This is a genomic window from Pseudomonas sp. BN515, from assembly GCF_029873155.1.
Lineage (GTDB): Bacteria > Pseudomonadota > Gammaproteobacteria > Pseudomonadales > Pseudomonadaceae > Metapseudomonas.
The window spans coordinates 1-18,752 of sequence record NZ_SSOH01000015.1 but is presented as its reverse complement, the minus strand read 5'-3'; the positions used below and the strand labels follow the sequence as shown (position 1 = coordinate 18,752).

The 18,752-nt window shown below is 64.5% G+C and carries 16 protein-coding genes, 1 tRNA gene and 1 pseudogene; 14 read left to right on the top strand and 4 right to left on the bottom strand.

The window, feature by feature from the left end:
• Positions 1-126: 126 nt before the first annotated feature.
• From E8E91_RS03710 to E8E91_RS03690, 5 genes are all read left to right on the top strand, one after another.
• Positions 127-202, top strand: a tRNA-Glu gene (locus E8E91_RS03710).
• A 168-nt stretch (positions 203-370) separates the two neighbouring features.
• Positions 371-910: a TetR/AcrR family transcriptional regulator gene (locus E8E91_RS03705; protein ID WP_280374661.1), complete on the top strand. Its 540-nt coding sequence runs from the start codon at positions 371-373 to the stop codon at positions 908-910.
• An 11-nt stretch (positions 911-921) separates the two neighbouring features.
• Positions 922-1,764, top strand: a complete 843-nt coding sequence (locus E8E91_RS03700) for an alpha/beta fold hydrolase (protein ID WP_280374660.1) — start codon at positions 922-924, stop codon at positions 1,762-1,764.
• Between the two features lie 114 nt (positions 1,765-1,878).
• Positions 1,879-2,529: a bifunctional 4-hydroxy-2-oxoglutarate aldolase/2-dehydro-3-deoxy-phosphogluconate aldolase gene (locus tag E8E91_RS03695; RefSeq protein WP_280374659.1), complete on the top strand. Its 651-nt coding sequence runs from the start codon at positions 1,879-1,881 to the stop codon at positions 2,527-2,529.
• Entirely contained in the window at positions 2,526-2,975 is a 450-nt protein-coding gene (locus tag E8E91_RS03690) for a thioesterase family protein (protein WP_280363235.1), read from the top strand. The genes E8E91_RS03695 and E8E91_RS03690 overlap by 4 nt, the downstream gene beginning before the upstream one ends.
• A 3-nt stretch (positions 2,976-2,978) precedes the next feature.
• Here E8E91_RS03690 and E8E91_RS03685 read toward each other — a convergent pair whose 3' ends face one another.
• Positions 2,979-3,371: a hypothetical protein gene (locus E8E91_RS03685; protein ID WP_280374658.1), complete on the bottom strand. Its 393-nt coding sequence runs from the start codon at positions 3,369-3,371 to the stop codon at positions 2,979-2,981.
• Between the two features lie 126 nt (positions 3,372-3,497).
• Between E8E91_RS03685 and E8E91_RS03680 the strand changes: the two genes are divergently transcribed.
• Positions 3,498-4,472, top strand: a complete 975-nt coding sequence (locus tag E8E91_RS03680; RefSeq protein WP_280374657.1) for a tRNA-dihydrouridine synthase — start codon at positions 3,498-3,500, stop codon at positions 4,470-4,472.
• Positions 4,473-4,493: 21 nt separating this feature from the next.
• Here the strand turns inward: E8E91_RS03680 and E8E91_RS03675 are convergent.
• Positions 4,494-5,239: pseudogene (locus E8E91_RS03675) on the bottom strand (SDR family oxidoreductase).
• 122 nt (positions 5,240-5,361) lie between these two features.
• Between E8E91_RS03675 and E8E91_RS03670 the strand changes: the two are divergent.
• Positions 5,362-5,808, top strand: a complete 447-nt coding sequence (locus tag E8E91_RS03670; protein ID WP_226283917.1) for an Hsp20 family protein — start codon at positions 5,362-5,364, stop codon at positions 5,806-5,808.
• Between the two features lie 218 nt (positions 5,809-6,026).
• Here E8E91_RS03670 and E8E91_RS03665 read toward each other — a convergent pair whose 3' ends face one another.
• Together E8E91_RS03665 and E8E91_RS03660 are read right to left on the bottom strand one after the other, a co-directional pair.
• Complete coding sequence (locus E8E91_RS03665) at positions 6,027-9,707, bottom strand: PAS domain S-box protein (RefSeq protein ID WP_280374656.1); 3,681 nt, start codon at positions 9,705-9,707, stop codon at positions 6,027-6,029.
• A 112-nt stretch (positions 9,708-9,819) separates the two neighbouring features.
• Positions 9,820-10,707, bottom strand: a complete 888-nt coding sequence (locus E8E91_RS03660; protein WP_028631318.1) for a LysR family transcriptional regulator — start codon at positions 10,705-10,707, stop codon at positions 9,820-9,822.
• Positions 10,708-10,877: 170 nt separating this feature from the next.
• Between E8E91_RS03660 and leuC the strand changes: the two genes are divergently transcribed.
• The 7 genes from leuC to E8E91_RS03625 all read left to right on the top strand — a co-directional run.
• Positions 10,878-12,302, top strand: a complete 1,425-nt coding sequence (gene leuC, locus E8E91_RS03655; protein WP_280374655.1) for a 3-isopropylmalate dehydratase large subunit — start codon at positions 10,878-10,880, stop codon at positions 12,300-12,302.
• A gap of 15 nt (positions 12,303-12,317) precedes the next feature.
• Positions 12,318-12,962 (top strand): 3-isopropylmalate dehydratase small subunit, encoded by a 645-nt coding sequence (gene leuD, locus E8E91_RS03650; RefSeq protein WP_280363225.1) that lies wholly within the window; start codon positions 12,318-12,320, stop codon positions 12,960-12,962.
• A 16-nt stretch (positions 12,963-12,978) separates the two neighbouring features.
• A complete protein-coding gene (locus E8E91_RS03645) occupies positions 12,979-13,743 on the top strand; it encodes a methyltransferase domain-containing protein (protein ID WP_280374654.1) in 765 nt (254 codons plus the stop codon).
• A 42-nt stretch (positions 13,744-13,785) separates the two neighbouring features.
• Positions 13,786-14,868: a 3-isopropylmalate dehydrogenase gene (gene leuB / locus E8E91_RS03640; RefSeq protein ID WP_280363221.1), complete on the top strand. Its 1,083-nt coding sequence runs from the start codon at positions 13,786-13,788 to the stop codon at positions 14,866-14,868.
• Positions 14,869-14,924: 56 nt separating this feature from the next.
• Positions 14,925-16,037 carry an aspartate-semialdehyde dehydrogenase gene (gene asd, locus E8E91_RS03635; protein ID WP_280363218.1) on the top strand — a complete coding sequence of 371 codons (1,113 nt, stop codon included), beginning with the start codon at positions 14,925-14,927 and terminating at the stop codon, positions 16,035-16,037.
• Positions 16,038-16,147: 110 nt separating this feature from the next.
• Positions 16,148-17,176: an aspartate-semialdehyde dehydrogenase gene (locus E8E91_RS03630; RefSeq protein ID WP_280374653.1), complete on the top strand. Its 1,029-nt coding sequence runs from the start codon at positions 16,148-16,150 to the stop codon at positions 17,174-17,176.
• A 142-nt stretch (positions 17,177-17,318) separates the two neighbouring features.
• Positions 17,319-18,752: FimV/HubP family polar landmark protein (locus tag E8E91_RS03625; protein ID WP_280374652.1), on the top strand; the 1,434-nt coding region annotated here is incomplete at its 3' end.

Sequence of the window (18,752 nt, the reverse complement as noted above, 5' to 3'; positions counted from 1 at the left end):
AGCTGGGAGAGCGCTTGCATGGCATGCAAGAGGTCGACGGTTCGATCCCGTCTAGCTCCACCAAACACGATGCGCCACGCATCACAAGGGCCAGCTTGAGAGCTGGCCCTGTTGTCAGAAGGTTTTGTCCCCTTCGTCTAGTGGCCTAGGACACCGCCCTTTCACGGCGGTAACAGGGGTTCGAGTCCCCTAGGGGACGCCACTTTCAATTTCCCGCTCTGCGGGCTTTTCAAGGGTCATTCCAACTTGGGATGGCCCTTTTGTTTTTCCGCCCGAAAATTTCCAGCTCCGACGAATGGTCTGGCAAGCGACTTGCCAATTTGTATTACACAAATAATATTATGACTGTAATTCAAATGAGGAGGCCGTCATGAGCGAGAAGAAAGCCCAGACCCGCGAGCGCATCCTGCAGGCCGCAGCTTCAGCCATGTTGCAGCACGGCCCGCAGGAGCCGGGCGTGGCCGATGTGATGGGCGCCGCCGGCCTCACGGTAGGAGGGTTCTACGCCCATTTCGCCAGCAAGGACGCGCTGATGCTGGAGGTGTTCGAGCAATTGCTGCGCAAGCGCCGGGACCTCATGGCATTGATCGATTCGAGTCTGCCCGCGCCGGAGCGCCGTGCTCTGGCAGTCGGTTTCTATCTGTCGCGCAAGCACCGAGACGCCACGCGCTCCGGTTGTCCGCTGCCCAGTTCCCTGGGCGCGCTACCGCAGCTTCCTGAGGCTTACCGGGCGGTGCTGGTTGAGCATCTGGAAGTACTCAGTGCTGCAATGTGCGACAGCCCGGAAGAGGCCGACATGGCCCTCGCCGATATCGCCCTGATGGTGGGTGGCCTGGCCCTGGCTCGTGCCCTGGGCGAGGGCGACCTGTCCGACCGAGTACTGCGCGCCGCCAAGTCAGCGGTCATTTGAGGAGCCTGAACATGAATAGCCTGAGCCTCATCCGCGGCGTCAACGCCACCCTCGGTCGCCTGGCCCCGCAGGCTGTCGCCCGCCGCATGCGTCGTCAGTTCATGACGCCCCGCAATCTGCCTCCGCGGGATTGGGAAATGCCGCTGCTCAGCAGTTCCGAACGCATCACCCTACGCTTCGGTCTTTCCGCGCTGCGCTGGGGCAGTGGCCCGACCGTGCTGCTGATGCATGGCTGGGAAGGGCGCCCAACCCAGTTCGCCAGCCTGATCCAGGCCCTGGTGGATGCCGGTTACGGCGTAGTGGCGCTGGATGCTCCGGCCCACGGTCGCTCGCCGGGGCGTGAATCCAATGTTGTGCTCTTCGCCCGGGCCTTGCTGGAGGCAGCAGGCGAACTGCCGCCCTTGCATGCAGTGATCGGTCACTCCATGGGGGGCGCCAGCGCCTTGCTGGCCAGCCAGATGGGTCTGCAGGCGCGTGCATTGGTGAGTATTTCGGCGCCCAGTCGTATCCTCGGGCCACTGCGCAGCTTCGCCCATTACATGGGGCTGCCGCCCAGGGCGCGGGCACATTTTGTCAGCCAGGTGGAAACCCACGCGGGGATTCCCGCAGCGAATCTCGACGTGCAGCGCTACCAACTGGATATCCCTGGCCTGGTGGTGCACGCCGACGACGACCCGATAGTGCCCGCCGGTGATGCACAGGTCATTCACGACGCATGGTTCGACAGCCAGTTGCTGCGCCTGGAGCAGGGTGGTCATCAGCGCCTGCTGTCTGATTCCCGGTTGATCAGGGCTGTGCTCGGGTTGCTGGCGCAGGTTCGCGAGCCGTTCAGCGCTGTACAAGCCCTGCGTTGAGCCTCGGCGGGGCTGGCGGGTGACCTGTCGTCAGTGCTCTACTTCCAAGGTTCATCGGCCCGGCGCTGTCGCCTTCGGTGCGGGGCCGGGAACTTTGCAACGTGGAGAACTGACATGAGCCTGACGATGGATGTGGTGCTGCAGCGGGCGCGACCGGTTCTGCCCGTGCTGGTGATCGAAGATATCGGGCTGGCATTGGATCTTGCCGGGGCGCTCAGCGCTGGCGGCATCGAAGTGCTGGAGGTGACCCTGCGCACGCCGCGCGCGCTCGACGCGCTATCGGCGATCCGCAAGGAGTTCCCGGACCTGCTGGTGGGGGCCGGCACCCTGATCCACACCGAACAATTCCTCGAGGCGCGGGACGCCGGGGCGCATTTCGCCGTCAGCCCCGGTTGCACCGAGCGCCTCGCCGCGGCCGCCGAGGACTCCGGCTTGCCGTACCTGCCCGGCGTGATGACGCCGTCGGAAGTGCTGCTCGCGCTGGAGTACGGCTACCGTTCCCTGAAGCTGTTTCCGGCCAATGGCAATGGCAGCGTGAAGATGCTGAAAACCCTAAAAGGCCCGTTTACCGGTATCCGCTTCTGCCCCACCGGCGGGGTGACGCCGGATAACCTGCTGAGCTTCCTGCGCGTGCCCAACGTGGCTTGCGTGGGTGGTACCTGGATCGCGCCGACGAGCCTGATCCGCGCCCGCGCCTGGGACCAGATTACCCAACTCGCCAGTGAAGCCCGCGAACTGGCCAGCAGCCTGGAGCACCATTCATGACCTGGGACATGTCCAATCCGTTCGTCATTGACATCAAGGTCGGTGCCGACGACATCGATGGCCTCGGCCACGCCAATAACGCGGTCTATGTCAGCTGGTTGGAGCGCTGTGCCTGGCGGCATTCCCAGAGCCTGGGGCTGGACCTCGCCGAATATCGCCGCCTGGATCGCGCAATGGCAGTGCTTCGGCATGAGATCGATTACCTTGCCGCCGCGTACGAGGACCAGGAGCTGCAAATGGGCACCTGGATCGTCGAGTCGGATCAGAAGCTGAAGATGGATCGGCGCTTCCAGTTGGTCAGGCCGGAGGATGGCACCACTCTGTTGCGAGCCAGGACTACCTTCGTCTGCATCGAACTGTCCTCCGGCCGGCCCAAGCGCATGCCGACCGAGTTCGTCGAAGGTTACGGCAGCGCGCTGCAGCCGCCATTTCCCCTGGAGCTTTGAGCGTCAGTCTGCCGCGGGCGCGAGGAATACCTCGTGCTCGTCCTGCACGATGCGCAGGTGGCGGACTTCGCCGGGCTCGATGATGGCTGACTGAGGGTTGCCGGCGAACCGACCCGCGCAATAGCCGGAGCCGTGTTGCGCAACCCGCAGGCTCACTTCGCCAGCCGGGACCGGAATGCTCACGGACTGGCCCGGGGCGACCCGCGCCACCAGTTCGTTCTGTACGTAAAGTTCGATATCGCAGGCGTTCGGGGCGTTCTCGTCTCGGCTGATCAGCAACTCGCCGAAGGCCTCTGGCACCGGTTGCGGCGGTGGCGCCAGTATCGCCTCGCTGGCAGCGAATACCGCCGTGGTGGCCAGCATGAGTGCGGCGAGGACGGGTACGAGTGAATTCATCCGGGCAGTTCTCCTGCACTGAATCGGTGAAATTTCGACCATCAGTCCCGTCGTATGCTCCGCGGGATATTCGCCGTCCGTCATGCTGCGTAAACTACGCGCCTTTTTCCTGTGAGCCTTTCCTCCATGCAAATCGCCCTGGCCCCCATGGAGGGGCTGGTCGACGAGATCCTTCGCGATGTGCTGACCCGTGTCGGCGGCATCGACTGGTGTGTGACCGAATTTATCCGGGTCTGCGATCGCCTGTTGGCGGCCAGCACCTTCGAGAAGCTGGCCCCTGAATTGGCCCATGGTGCCCGCACCCGTGCCGGCACGCCCATGCGCGTGCAATTGCTGGGTTCCGATCCGGTCTGTCTGGGCGACAACGCTGCGTTTGCCTGCGAACTCGGTGCCCCGGTGATCGACCTCAATTTCGGCTGCCCGGCCAAAACGGTGAACAAGTCCCGTGGTGGTGCCGTGCTGCTCAAGGAGCCCGAGCTCCTGCACGCGATCGTTCGCGAGGTGCGCCGCGCCGTACCAGCGGACATTCCGGTGACCGCGAAGATGCGCCTCGGCTTCGAAAGCCCGGACGGCGCACTGGATTGCGCGCGGGCGTTGGCTGACGCGGGCGCCCAGCAGATCGTGGTGCATGCGCGGACCAAGGTCGAAGGCTACAAGCCGCCGGCACACTGGGAGTGGGTGGCGCGGGTGCAGGAAGCGGTCAAGGTGCCGGTGTTCGCCAACGGCGAAGTCTGGACCCTGGATGACTGGCGCCGTTGCCGCGAAGTGAGTGGCGTGGAAGACATCATGCTTGGCCGGGGCCTGGTATCCCGTCCCGACCTCGCCCGGCAGATCGCCGCCGCGCGCGCTGGCGAGCCGGTGCAGGAAATGACCTGGGCCGAACTCCAGCCCCTGCTCCAGGACTTCTGGCGCCAGGCCCGCAATAAGCTGGCGCCGCGTTATGCGCCGGGGCGTCTGAAGCAGTGGCTCGGCATGCTCACCCGCAGTTACCCCGAGGCGGTCGCGCTGTTCGCCGAGGTGCGCCGTGAAAACGACTGCACGCGGATCGATTCGCTGCTCAGCGTGCCGGACCTGGGCCGGGAATGGGCCGAGGCGGTCTGAAATCTCCGTGAGGGCAGGGCACTAGCGCCCGCCCGCTACATCCAGGAACGCCCCGCTGGTGTAGGACGCTTCCTCGCTGGCCAGCCAGAGGATCGCGCTGGCCACTTCCTCAGCTTCGCCGCCACGCCCCATGGGCACCGACTGGCTCACCCGCTGGACTCGATCCGGCTCACCGCCACTGGCGTGGATCTCGGTGCGGATTACACCTGGGCGCACTGCATTGACCCGAATCCCTTCCGTCGCCAGCTCCTTGGCCAGGCCCAGGGTCATGCTGTCGACAGCGCCCTTGGCTGCCGCGTAGTCGATGTACTCGTTCGGCGCGCCGATGCGCGCGGCGATGGAGGACAGGTTGACGATGGCGCCGCCCTGTCCGCCATGACGGGTGGACATGCGCTTGATGGCTTCCCGCGCGCAGAGGAAGCTGCCCGTCACGTTGGCGCGCAGTACCCGTTCGAATCGGGCGACGTCCATGTCTTCCAGGCGCATCTGGCGTTCCAGCATGCCGGCGTTGTTGACCAGAACGTCCAGCCGCCCGAATGCCTGGTCCAACTGTTCGAACATCGCCAGTACCTGGGCTTCGTCGCCGACGTCCGCACAGAGGGCCAGGGCGCGGCCACCAGCAGCCTCGATTTCCCGCACCAGTGCTTCGGCCGCGTCCCGCTGCTGCCGATAGTTGATTCCCAGGGCGTAGCCGCGTTGCGCGGCGAGGCGCGCCGTGGCGGCGCCGTGGCGGCGCCGATGCCCCGGCTGGCACCGGTGATCAGCATGACTTTCATGAGTTTTTCCTCGGGGTCTTGAAATGTTTTCGAGCGTCCATATCTAGGTTACTGCGGGATGCCGAAGTCGGGTCCCGCACTCGAAATACTTGCTGATTATTCAGGAGATCTACATGAGCACTGCATTTTCCCTCGCCCCTCTGTTCCGCCATTCCGTGGGCTTCGACCGCTTCAATGACCTGTTCGAATCCGCCCTGCGCAATGAAGGTGGCAGCACCTATCCGCCCTACAACGTCGAGAAGCACGGTGACGACCAGTACCGCATCGTCATTGCCGTAGCCGGCTTCCAGGAAGAAGACCTGGACCTCCAGGTAGAGCGTGGCGTGCTGGCCGTCAGCGGCGGCAAGCGTGAGAAGAGCGACGAGTCCGTCACCTACCTTCACCACGGCATCGCCCAGCGCGCCTTCAAGCTGTCCTTCCGCCTGGCCGACCACATCGAGGTCAAGGCCGCCGGCCTGCAGAACGGCCTGCTGAATATCGACCTGGTGCGTGTGGTGCCGGAAGAGGCCAAGGCCAAGCGTATCCCGATCAACGGCCAGCGCGCAGTGCTGGAAAACTGATCTCCGGGCTTCACCGGAAAATGAAGAGGGCGCCTACGGGCGCCCTTTTGGGCTATGTCTGCGTTAGCTGTTGCCAGAGATCGGCCATTGGTCCAGGGGCCTTGTAGGAGCTAGCTTGCTAGCGAAACGGCGCCATTCGCTGGCAAGCCAGCTCCTACGGGGCAATCCAGCCACTTGCAACACTTGATGCGGACACAGCCCCCTTTTTTGTGCCGGCTTCAGGCGGGTGCTGGCCGTTGCTGGCTGTGGGCAAGCAGGGCGCGGAACTCGGCCAGCGGTACCGGCTTGCTGTACAGGTAGCCCTGGTACAGGTGGCAACCCTGCTGTTCGAGGAAGTCCAACTGGTCCTTGCGCTCGACACCCTCGGCGATCATTTCCAGGCCCAGGCTGCGGGCCATGGCGACGATGGCCCGAATGATCTCCGCATCGTTGGGGTCCTGGGTGGCGTCGCGGACGAAGGACTGGTCGATCTTCAGCGCATCCACCGGCAGGCGCTTGAGGTAGGTCAGGGAGGAGTAGCCGGTGCCGAAGTCGTCCATGGCGAAGCTGGCGCCCAGTTTCTTCAGGCGGCGCATTTTGCCGATGGTGTCCTCGATGTTCTGGATGACGATGCCTTCAGTGACCTCCAGTTTCAGCAACTGGGCGGGGAGTTGGCTCCGATGCAGGGCGCGTTCCACACGCTCGACGAAGTCGCTCTGGCGGAACTGCCGGGGGCTGATGTTCACACAGAGGCCGAAATCACTGGCGTTGACCAGGCCCTCGGCGAGCAGCTGTTCGCAGGCGTTGCACGCCTCGTCCAGCACCCAGGCTCCGACGTCGAGGATCAGGCCGCTCTCTTCCAGCACCTGGATGAAATGGCCGGGGGACTGTGGCCCCAGGGTCGGATGCTGCCAGCGGAGCAGGGCCTCGGCGCCGACTATGCGGTTGTTGCGAGCATCCACCTGGGGCTGGAAGTGCAGCTCGAACTCGCCGCGGGCCAGTGCCAGGCGCAGGTCGTTCTCCAGCCGCAGGCGTTCACTGGCGGCCTCCTGCATGGTGCTGCGGAAAATCTGGATGGCGTTACGCCCCGAATCCTTGGCGCGGTACAGGGCGATGTCGGCGCGCTTGAGCAGGTCGGCCGGGCTCGCGCCGTGATCCGGGATCAGGGCGATACCGATGCTGGGGGTGACCTGAAGCCGATGCCCGTCCAGCAGCATGGGTTCGGCCAGTAGCTTGCGCAGCTTGTCGGCGATTTCCCGAACCTGCCGGGTGACTTCGGAGCGCTTGCCTTCGAGCCCGGTGAGCAGCACCACGAATTCGTCGCCGCCCAGTCGCGCAACCGTGTCTTCCAGCCGCACGCTGGCCTCAAGGCGTGCGGTGACCATCATCAGCACGGCATCGCCAAGCGGGTGGCCGAGCGAGTCGTTGATGTGCTTGAAGTGGTCGAGGTCGAGGAAGAGTAGGGCACCGCGCATCTTGTGGCGCTGCAGCAGAGCGATCTGCTGGGTCAGGCGGTCTGTCAGCAGGGCGCGGTTGGGCAGGTTGGTCAGCGGATCGTGGTAGGCCAGGTGCTGGATCTGTGCCTGGGCGTCCTTGAGCGCGCTGATGTCCCGCGCGGTGAGGAGCAGGCAAGCCGTGCCGTCCAGGTCGATCTGCTCCACCGAGACTTCCACCACCTTCTGGCTGCCGTCGCGATGCTGACCGAGCATTTCCAGGTGGTGCACGCGGCCATTGCGCCTGAGCTGTTCGAGCAGGTGATCACGCTCGTCGGGCTTGGCCCAGATGTTCATCTCGCGCGCCGTGCGCCCCAGCACTTCGTCGGCGCGGTATCCGGTCAGACGGCTGAAACCTTCGTTGATCTCGATGTAGCGACCGGTGTCGCGCTCGGTGATGGTGATGGCGTCGGGGCTGGAGTGGAACGCCTTGGCGAACTTCTCCTGGCTGGCCTTGAGCGCCGCCTCGGCCTGCTGGCGCGCAGTGATGTCACGGAAGGTGGTGGTGATGCAGAGTTGGCGTTCGACGCGGATGAAACGGCTGGACACCACACAGGTCAGCAGGCGGCCGTCGCGGGTGTGGAAGCGTGCTTCGACGTTGTCCAACCCCTGGTCGCGCAGCAGTTCGCTGAACAGCCGTGAGCGCTGCTCGGGCTCGGCCCAGAACTGGAGCTGCGGGGCGCTTCTACCAACGATCTCATCGGGTCGCCAGCCGAACACTTCGCTGAAACTCGGGTTGATTTCGATGAACACGCCGTCTCGGATGCGCGAAACGCAGATTGGGTCGGGGCTGGCCTGGAACAGGGTGACGAATTTCTCTTCCGAGGCTGCCAGGCGCTGTTCGCGGCGAACCCGTTCGCTGATGTCCATGAGGATGCCGGTCATGCGAACGGGGTGACCGAGGTCGTCCCGGTAGAGCTTGGCGGTGCTTTCCAGGTAGTGCACTTCGCCGTTGCTGAAGCGCGTGCGATAGGTCACCTGGTAGTCGTTGCTCCGTCCTTCCAGCAATTCCTGGTAGGCGCGGCGCATGGTCTGGCGGTCCTCTTCCGGCACGCAGACGAAGAACTCGCGGAATTCGCCCTCGAACGGCTCCCTGGCCAGTCCGTGGAGGGCCGAAGCGCGCGCGGAACCGTAGAGAATGCCGGTCGCGATGTGCCAGTCCCAGGTGCCGAGGTCTGCGGACTCAAGCGCCAGGTTGAGGCGCTCCTGGCTGTCCTTCAGGGCCTGCTCCTGGGCGCGTTGGCGCGTGACGTCGCGGGCCGTCAGCACCAGGCAGGTGCGGCCATCCAGCTCGATCTCCTCGCCGTAGAGCAGGCAAGTGGCACGGCTGCCGTCGCGGTGGCGCAGGCTCACTTCCAGTTCGTGGAGGTGGCCTTGGCGCTGCAGGGTGTCGAGCATCCGCTGGCGCTGCGCCGGATCCTCCCAGATGCCCAGTTCCAGGGAGCTGTGGCCGATGGTTTCATCCTGGCTCCAGCCGAATTGGCGCTCGAAGCCGGCGTTCACTTCCATGAAGCAACCACTGGCGCGGTCGGTGATCACCACCGCGTCGGGTGTGCTGCGGAAAGCCTTGGCGAATTTCTCCTCGCTGCTGCGCAGGGCGTTCTCGGCGCGCTTGCGTTCGGTGGTGTCGAGGAAGGTACTGATCGCGAACGGCTGATCTTCCAGTTCGATGTACTGGCTGGAGAGCACGCCGTCCAGAATGCCTCCACTGCGCGTGCGCAGTTTCACTTCCTGGGAGATCGGCGCGCCGCTGTTGCGGGCATTGCGCAGCAGCCACTCGCGCTGTTCGAGGTCTACCCAGATGCCCAGCTCCAGGGTGGTGCGGCCGATGGTTTCGGACACCGGCCAGCCCAGAACGTGCTCGAAGTGCTGGTTGGCCTCGACTATCAGGCTGTCGGTGAGGCGGACCAGCAGCACGACGTCCGGGCTCAGATGGAACAGGCTGGAGTAACGCTGCCGCGAGTTGGCCAGGTCCTGGGCGCGCTGCTGTTGCTGGGTGACGTCGCGGATCACGCCGATCATGCGACGTCGGCCGTCAGTCGCGGGCTGCAGGCTGCCGCTGATCTCCAGCCAATGCAGCGTGCCATCGGGCCAGCGGATGCGGTGCCGCATGGCGCGTTCGGATTGACGGCCGTCGAGCACTTCGCGGAACAGGCGCAGTACTTCGACGCGATCGTCCTCGGGGATCAGCTGGATGTAGTTCACTGGGTGCCGCAGCGGACGGTGAGGGTCCAGGCCGAACAGGGCCTGGGCGCCGCGGGACCAGTTGACCTGGCCGGAATCGATGTCCCAGGACCAGGCCCCCAACCGGGCGCCGTTCAGCGCCGCCAGCAGGCTCGCGGCGTCTTGCCAGGATTGCTCGAAGGCGACGGGGTCGAGGGCAGGAATATGGGGAAGCGGAGGGTTCGGGTCACTGGCTTTGCGCATGCGCGCCCCTTTCCGTCGATAGGGCAGATATTCGGGCCGGTGAATGGCGGAAGGTTGCAGCTGCCTTCCCGGCCCTTTTCTTATGTGATGCGGCTCAACTTATCCTTTGCCCTTACAGATACGCAAGGTTGTCGCGCTGGGCGTCCAGCAGCGCCATGAAGGCCTTGGCGGCGTTGGACAGGGTGCGCTCGGTGTGCAGGATGTAGCCGAGCTGGCGCGACAGCTGGATGTCCTGCAGCGGCAGGCGCACCACTGAGTCGTCGAGCATGGTGCGCGGCAGCACGCTCCAGGCGATGCCGATGGAAACCATCATCTTGATGGTCTCCATGTAGTTGGTGCTCATGGCGATGTTCGGCATCAGGCCTTCAGCCTCGAACATGCGGCGGACGATGTGGTGGGTGAAGGTATTGCCGCCCGGGAATACCGCCGGATGCCGCGCCACGTCGGGAAGGAAGATGGTCTTGTCGCGGGCCAGCGGGTGTTCCGGCGCGGCGACGAAATCCAACGGGTCGTTCCACACCGGCACCGCTTGCACCGGCAATGCCGTTTCTGGCGCCAGGGTGATCACGGCCAGCTCCACGCGGCCGTGGAGAATTTCCTCGTAGGCTACTTCCGAGTCGAGGAACTGGATGTCCAGCGCGACCTGGGGGTAGGCGCGGGTGAAGGCGCGCAGCAGGGGCGGCAGGCGATGCAGGCCGATGTGGTGGCTGGTGGCCAGCGTCAGACGGCCGCTGATGTCGCCGGACAGGTTGCTCAGGGCGCGGCGGGTGTCGTCCAGCACGTTGAGGATCTGATAGGCGCGGGGGAGCAGGGCGCGCCCGGCCTCGGTCAGGCTGACTTCGCGACCCAGGCGGTCGAACAGGCGCACACTGAGCTGCTGCTCCAGCGAGGCGATGCGCTTGCTCACGGCAGGCTGGGTCAGGTGCAGGCGTTCCCCGGCTTCGGAGAAGCTGCCGGTCTCGGCAATGGCGATGAAGGCGTTGAGGCTGGCCAGATCCATAACTGGGCTCCGTGGCTGAAGAGGGCCGGTCGATTCTGCATTCCTCGATGGAATGCTTTAAATAAAAAATATGAATTTGAGTTATTCGATGCAAGCCCCTAGGATCGACCCCACAAGCAAAAGGGGCTTTTGACCCCTGCGCACAGAAACAAGCTGACGAGGACCTGACGATGGCCGGCAAGACGCTCTACGACAAGCTCTGGGATGCTCACGAGGTGAAGCGCCGCGACGATGGTTCGTCGCTGATCTACATCGACCGTCACATCCTTCACGAAGTGACCTCGCCGCAGGCCTTCGAAGGGCTGCGCTTGGCTAGTCGCAAGCCCTGGCGCATCGACGCCAACATCGCCACCCCGGACCACAACGTGCCGACCACCCGCGCCGAGCGCCAGGGCGGCCTCGAAGCGATCGCCGATGAAGTGTCGCGTATCCAGGTCAAGACCCTGGACGAGAACTGCGATGACTTCGGCATCCTCGAGTTCAAGATGAACGACGTGCGCCAGGGCATTGTCCACGTGGTTGGCCCGGAGCAGGGCGCCACCCTGCCGGGCATGACTGTGGTCTGCGGCGACTCGCACACCTCCACCCACGGCGCCTTCGGTGCGCTGGCCCACGGCATCGGTACTTCCGAGGTCGAGCACGTGCTGGCTACCCAGTGCCTGGTGGCGAAGAAGATGAAGAACATGCAGGTTCGCGTGGAAGGCCAACTGCCTGCCGGCGTGACTGCCAAGGACATCGTGCTGGCCGTCATCGGCAAGATCGGCACGGCCGGTGGCAACGGCCACGCCCTGGAGTTCGCCGGCAGCGCCATCCGTGACCTGTCCGTCGAAGGCCGCATGACCATCTGCAACATGTCCATCGAAGCCGGTGCCCGCGTTGGCCTGGTGGCGGTGGACGAAAAGACCATCGCTTACGTCGAAGGCCGTCCCTTCGCGCCGAAGGGCGCTGACTGGGATAAGGCCGTGGCTGCCTGGCGCAATCTGGTTTCCGATGCCGACGCGCACTTCGATACCGTGGTCGAGCTGCGTGCCGAAGACATCAAGCCGCAGGTGAGCTGGGGCACTTCGCCGGAGATGGTGCTGCCGGTCGACCAGCGTGTGCCGGACCCGGCTGCCGAGGCCGATCCGGTCAAGCGCGGTTCCATCGAGCGCGCCCTGAAGTACATGGGCCTCGCCGCCAACCAGGCGATTACCGATATCCAGCTGGACCGCGTATTCATCGGTTCCTGCACCAACTCGCGCATCGAAGACCTGCGCGCTGCCGCAGAAGTCGCCAAGGGCCGCAAGGTCGCCGCCACCGTCAAGCAGGCGCTGGTGGTGCCGGGCTCCGGCCTGGTCAAGCAGCAGGCCGAGAAGGAAGGCCTGGACAAGATTTTCATCGAAGCGGGCTTCGAATGGCGTGAACCGGGCTGCTCCATGTGCCTGGCCATGAACCCGGACCGCCTGGAGAGTGGCGAGCATTGCGCCTCCACCTCCAACCGCAACTTCGAGGGGCGTCAGGGCGCGGGTGGTCGTACCCACCTGGTCAGCCCGGCCATGGCCGCCGCTGCTGCGGTGACCGGCCGTTTTGTCGATGTTCGCGAGCTGCTCAAGTAAGGAAGGAGAGTCGAGATGAAAGCCTTTACCCAACACACCGGTCTCGTCGCTCCGCTGGATCGCGCCAACGTCGACACCGATCAGATCATTCCCAAGCAGTTCCTCAAGTCGATCAAGCGCACCGGCTTCGGCCCAAATCTGTTCGACGAATGGCGCTACCTGGATGTGGGGCAGCCGAACCAGGACAACTCCAAGCGTCCGGTGAACAAGGATTTCGTGCTGAACTTCCCGCGCTACCAGGGTGCCAGCGTGCTGCTCGCCCGCGAGAACTTCGGTTGCGGCTCCTCCCGTGAGCACGCGCCCTGGGCGCTGGAGGAGTACGGCTTCCGCGCCATCATCGCGCCGAGCTATGCCGACATCTTCTTCAACAACAGCTTCAAGAACGGCCTGCTGCCGATCATCCTGAAGGACGAGGAAGTCGACGAACTCTTCCAGCAGTGCGAGGCCGCCGAGGGCTACCAACTGACCGTCGACCTCGCCGCGCAGACCGTCACCCGTCCGGATGGCAAGCAGTACAGCTTCGAGGTGGACGCGTTCCGCAAGCACTGCCTGCTCAACGGCCTGGATGACATCGGCCTGACCCTGCAGGACGCTGAAGCTATCAAGACCTTCGAAGGCAAGCACCGCCAGGAAAGCCCCTGGCTGTTCCGCGACGCCTGATATCAAGGAGAGCGACGTGAGTGACAAGGCCCATGAGCAAGTGGTCCAGCGCCAGTTCGGCGAGCAGGCCGCTGCCTACCTGAATAGCGCCGTGCATGCCCAGGGCACCGAGTTCGCCCTGCTGCAAGCCGAAGTAGCCGGGCGCGGCGACGCGCGCGTGCTGGACCTCGGTTGCGGTGCGGGCCATGTGGCCTTCCAGGTGGCACCGCTGGTCGGCGAAGTCGTCGCTTACGATCTCTCCGCGCAGATGCTCGACGTGGTGGCCAGTGCCGCTTCCCAGCGCGGTTTGCGCAACGTCGTCACCCAGCAGGGGATGGCCGAGGCGCTGCCGTTTGCCGACGCCAGCTTCGAGTTCGTCTTCAGCCGCTACTCGGCGCATCACTGGAGCGACCTGGGCGTGGCCCTGCGCGAAGTTCGCCGCGTACTCAAGCCGGGCGGCGTGGCTGCTTTCATCGACGTGGCTTCGCCTGGGCGTCCGTTGCTGGATACCTACCTGCAGACCGTCGAAGTGCTGCGTGACACCAGCCATGTGCGCAACTACTCGCCCGCCGAGTGGCTGCGCCAAGTTGCCGAGGCCGGCCTGCAGACACGCAGTCATACGCGCCAGCGGCTGCGCCTGGAGTTCGCCTCCTGGGTAGAGCGCATGCGCACGCCGGTGGTGTTCCGCGAAGCCATCCTGGCCTTGCAGGCATCCGTGGGCGATGAGGTGCGCGAATATTTCGAAATTGCCGCGGACGGCTCCTTCAGCACCGATGTCCTGGTGCTCTGGGCCGAACGCTAGATCGTATTGCATGGCGCGGAGTGCGCCTAACGAGAGGAAAGCATGAGCAAGCAGATTCTGATTCTCCCCGGCGACGGTATCGGCCCGGAGATCATGGCCGAAGCGGTCAAGGTGCTGGAGCTGGCCAACGACAAGTTCCAGCTCGGTTTCGAACTGACTGAAGACGTCATCGGCGGCGCTGCCATCGATAAACACGGCGTACCTCTGGCCGACGAAACCCTGGAGCGTGCACGCAAGGCCGATGCTGTCCTGCTGGGCGCAGTGGGTGGTCCGAAGTGGGACAAGATCGAGCGTGACATCCGTCCGGAGCGCGGCCTGCTGAAGATCCGTTCGCAACTGGGCCTGTTCGCCAACCTGCGCCCGGCCATCCTCTATCCGCAACTGGCCGAAGCCTCCAGCCTCAAGCCGGAAGTGGTCGCTGGCCTCAACATCCTGATCGTTCGCGAGCTGACCGGCGGTATCTACTTCGGCCAGCCCCGTGAGCAGCGCGTGCTGGAGAACGGCGAGCGCCAGGCGTATGACACCCTGCCGTACAGCGAGAGCGAGATCCGCCGCATTGCCCGCGTTGGTTTCGACATGGCCCGCGTGCGCGACAAGAAGCTGTGCTCGGTAGACAAGGCCAACGTGCTGGCCTCCAGCCAGCTGTGGCGCGAAGTGGTGGAAGAGGTGGCCAAGGATTATCCGGACGTCGAACTCAGCCACATGTACGTCGACAACGCCGCCATGCAACTGGTGCGTGCGCCCAAGCAGTTCGACGTGATGGTCACCGACAACATGTTCGGCGACATCCTGTCGGATGAGGCTTCCATGCTCACCGGCTCCATCGGCATGCTGCCTTCTGCATCGCTGGATTCGAACAACAAGGGTATGTACGAACCTTGCCACGGTTCTGCGCCGGACATCGCCGGCCAGGGCATTGCCAACCCGTTGGCGACCATACTCTCCGTATCGATGATGCTCCGCTACAGCTTCAACCAGACCGCTGCCGCCGACGCCATCGAGAAGGCCGTCAGCCTGGTGCTGGATCAGGGGCTGCGGACCGGCGATATCTACTCCGCCGGTGCGACCAAGGTCGGTACCCGCGAAATGGGCGATGCAGTGGTCGCGGCACTGCGTAATCTGTAATCTGTCGGGCCCGCTGGAATACCGGCGGCCCACTTTTCAAGAAAGGTGTAGTTGTCATGAAGCGTGTAGGTCTGATCGGTTGGCGCGGCATGGTGGGTTCCGTTCTCATGCAGCGAATGCTGGAAGAGCGGGATTTCGACCTGATCGAGCCGGTGTTCTTCACCACTTCCAATGTCGGTGGCCAGGGCCCAGCGGTCGGCAAGGACATTGCTCCGCTGAAGGATGCCTACAGCATCGACGAGCTGAAGAGCCTCGATGTGATCCTGACCTGCCAGGGCGGCGACTACACCAACGAGGTGTTCCCCAAGCTGCGCGAAGCCGGTTGGCAGGGCTACTGGATCGACGCCGCTTCCAGCCTGCGCATGCAGGATGACGCAGTGATCGTCCTCGATCCGGTAAACCGCAAGGTCATCGATCAGAAACTGGACGCTGGTACCAAGAACTACATCGGTGGTAACTGCACCGTCAGCCTGATGCTGATGGCCCTGGGCGGCCTGTTCGAGGCTGGTCTGGTGGAGTGGATGAGCGCCATGACCTACCAGGCGGCCTCCGGCGCCGGTGCTCAGAACATGCGCGAACTGATCAAGCAGATGGGTGCGACCCATGCTGCGGTCGCTGATGATCTGGCCAATCCGGCCAGTGCCATCCTCGACATCGACCGCAAGGTGGCTGAAGCCATGCGCGGCGAAGACTTCCCCACCGAGAACTTCGGCGTTCCCCTGGCTGGCAGCCTGATCCCGTGGATCGACAAGGAACTGCCCAACGGCCAGAGCCGCGAAGAGTGGAAGGGCCAGGCCGAGACCAACAAGATCCTCGGTCGCATCAAGAGCCCGATCCCGGTGGACGGCATCTGCGTGCGCATCGGCGCCATGCGTTGCCACAGCCAGGCGCTGACTATCAAGCTGAACAAGGACGTGCCGATCGCCGACATCGAAGGCATGATCAGCCAGCACAACCCCTGGGTGAAACTGGTGCCCAACCAGCGCGAAATCAGCATGCGCGAACTGACCCCGACCGCCGTGACCGGTACCCTGACCGTTCCGGTTGGCCGTCTGCGCAAGCTCAATATGGGCTCGCAGTACCTGGGCGCCTTCACCGTTGGCGACCAGCTCCTCTGGGGTGCCGCTGAGCCGCTGCGCCGTATGCTGCGCATCCTGCTGGAGCGTTGATGGCAAGCAGGGTGCCGATGAGGCTCGTCGGCGCCTTCTGACCCTCGATTGCTTGCGTGCGGGGTGGCGGTTAAAGTGCCGCTCCCCGCATCGCCAGAAGTCCTCCCCCCATGAGCCAGTCCCTCGACATCGCCGTGATCGGCGCCACCGGCACCGTTGGCGAAACCCTCGTCCAGATCCTAGAAGAGCGGGAATTCCCGGTCGGCAACCTGCATCTGCTTGCCAGCGGCGAATCCGCTGGGGCGTCCGTTCCCTTCAAGGGCCGTAACCTGCGGGTACGGGACGTGGCCGATTTCGATTTCTCCCAGGTCCATCTGGCCTTCTTTGCTGCCGGCGAGGCGGTTACCCGCAGTTTCGCTGCACGTGCGACAGCGGCCGGTTGCTCGCTGATTGACCTGTCCGGCGCTCTCGATCCGGCTGAAGCACCTGGTCTGGTCCCGGAAGCCAACCCTCAATCGCTCGGCACGCTGACGGCACCGTACCGGCTGACCAGTCCCAGCGCTTCGGCGGTCGCCCTGGCTTGCGTACTGGCGCCGCTCGGCGATCTGCTCAAGCCGCAACGACTCAGCGTGATGGCCAGCCTCGCGGTTTCCAGTCGTGGCCGTGAAGGTGTCACCGAACTGGCCCGCCAGACCGCGGAGCTGCTCAACGCGCGCCCACTGGAGCCGCGCTTCTTCGATCGACAGATCGCCTTCAATGTCCTGGCGCAGGCCGGTGAGCCGGATGCCGAGGGGCATATCGCCCTGGAACGGCGACTGGCGGGCGAGATCAAGCAACTGCTTGGCTTGCCAGGCCTTCGTGTGTCCGCCACTTGCGCCCTGGCTCCTGTCTTCTTTGGCGACAGCCTGGCGGTATCCGTCGTGGCTGAGCAGCCGGTGGACCTTGGGCGAGTACGCGAGCGGCTGGCGACTGCGCCGGGCGTCGAATTCGTGGAAGAAGAGGGCGATTATCCGACCGCTGTCGGCGACGCCGTGGGGCAGGATTCGGTATATGTAGGAAGGGTTCGGGGTGGGTTGGATGACCCCAGTGAACTCAATTTGTGGATTGCTTCCGATAATGCGAGAAAAGGCGCTGCGCTCAATGCCGTGCAGTCGGCCGAGTTGTTGATAAAACACTATCTGTCAAAGATACTTACCTGAAAATTTGTAGAAATATTCTAGCTTGACAATACTGGCTTGGCCTTATCGTTGATGGGGAGCCGCCGTTCCGGCGCGCGCAGGCAGCGACTTAAGACCCTCATCTCGCGCAGCGAGAAAAAAGATAAAACAAGGGAATCACTCTATGGTTCGGGTTCGCAAACTTGTGCTGGCAATCGCGGCTGCAACCGCGCTGACTTCGGGTGTTGCCAACGCCCTCGGGCTCGGGGAAGTCACTCTGCGCTCGTCCTTGAACCAGCCCCTGGATGCGGAGATCGAACTGCTAGAAGTGCGTGACCTGGCGTCGGCCGAGGTCAAACCGAACCTGGCGTCGGCCGAGGATTTCTCCAAGGCTGGCGTGGATCGTCAGTACTTCCTGCAGGACCTCAAGTTCACACCCGTCCTCAAGCCCAATGGCCGCAGTGTCATTCGAGTGACCTCCAGCAAGCCGGTCCGTGAACCCTATCTGAATTTCCTGGTCGAGGTGCTCTGGCCCAACGGCCGCCTGCTGCGTGAGTACACGCTGCTCCTCGATCCGCCGCTCTATTCGCCTCAGGCCGCAGCCGCCGCAGCGCCGAAGATTCCGGTCGCCGCACCTGCTCCGGCGCCGCGTCCCGCGGTAGCTCCGGCTCCTGCCCCGGTCCGCACTGCTCCTCCTGCAGCTCCTGCCGCCGCCGCACCGCGTCCGAGTGCCCCGGCTGCAGCGCCGGCCGCCGCGCCCAAGGCGCCGACCGATGAATACCGCACTACTTCTCGCGACACCCTCTGGGAGATCGCTGACCGTACCCGTGCCAGTGGTTCGGTGCACCAGGCGATGCTGGCTATCCAGGACCTGAACCCGGATGCCTTCGTCGACGGCAATATCAATCGACTGAAGAGCGGCCAGGTCCTGCGCCTGCCCGATGAAAAGCAGATCGCCAGCCGTTCCCAGGCCGAGGCCATCGCCCAGGTTCAGGCACAGAACACCGCGTGGCGTGAAGGCCGCAGCCTGGCAGGGGAGGGCAAGCGCCAGCTCGACGCCACCAAGCGCACCAGTGCTGGCGATGCCCCCGAGAAGGTTGAGACCGAGGACAATCTGCGACTGGTATCCGCCGCCAGCGGCAAGGCGTCCAGTGGCAGCGACAAGGGCGCCAACGGCGAAAGCAAGGCGCTCAGCGACAAATTGGCCGTGACCCAGGAAAGCCTGGACTCGACCCGTCGCGAGAATGACGAACTGAAGAGCCGGATGACCGACCTGCAGAGCCAGATGGACAAGCTGCAGCGTCTGATCCAGCTCAAGGACAGCCAGCTCGCCAAGCTGCAGGCCGACATGGCCGGTCAGGGCAAGCAGGCTCCTGCGGCTCCGGCAACTCCGGCTGCTGCTCCTGCTGCCGCTGCTCCGGCCAAGCCGGCAGAGGCCCCGGCACAACCCGCGCCGGCCGCACCTGTCGCACCGGCAACTGCAGCTGCGACCGCTCCGACCCAGCCCGCTCCTGCACAACCCGCGCCTGCGCAGCCTGCTGCCCCAGCCCCGGCGACTCCTGCTGCCGCTGCTCCGGCACAGCCCGCAGCGCCGGCGCCCGCTCCCGCACAGCCTGTC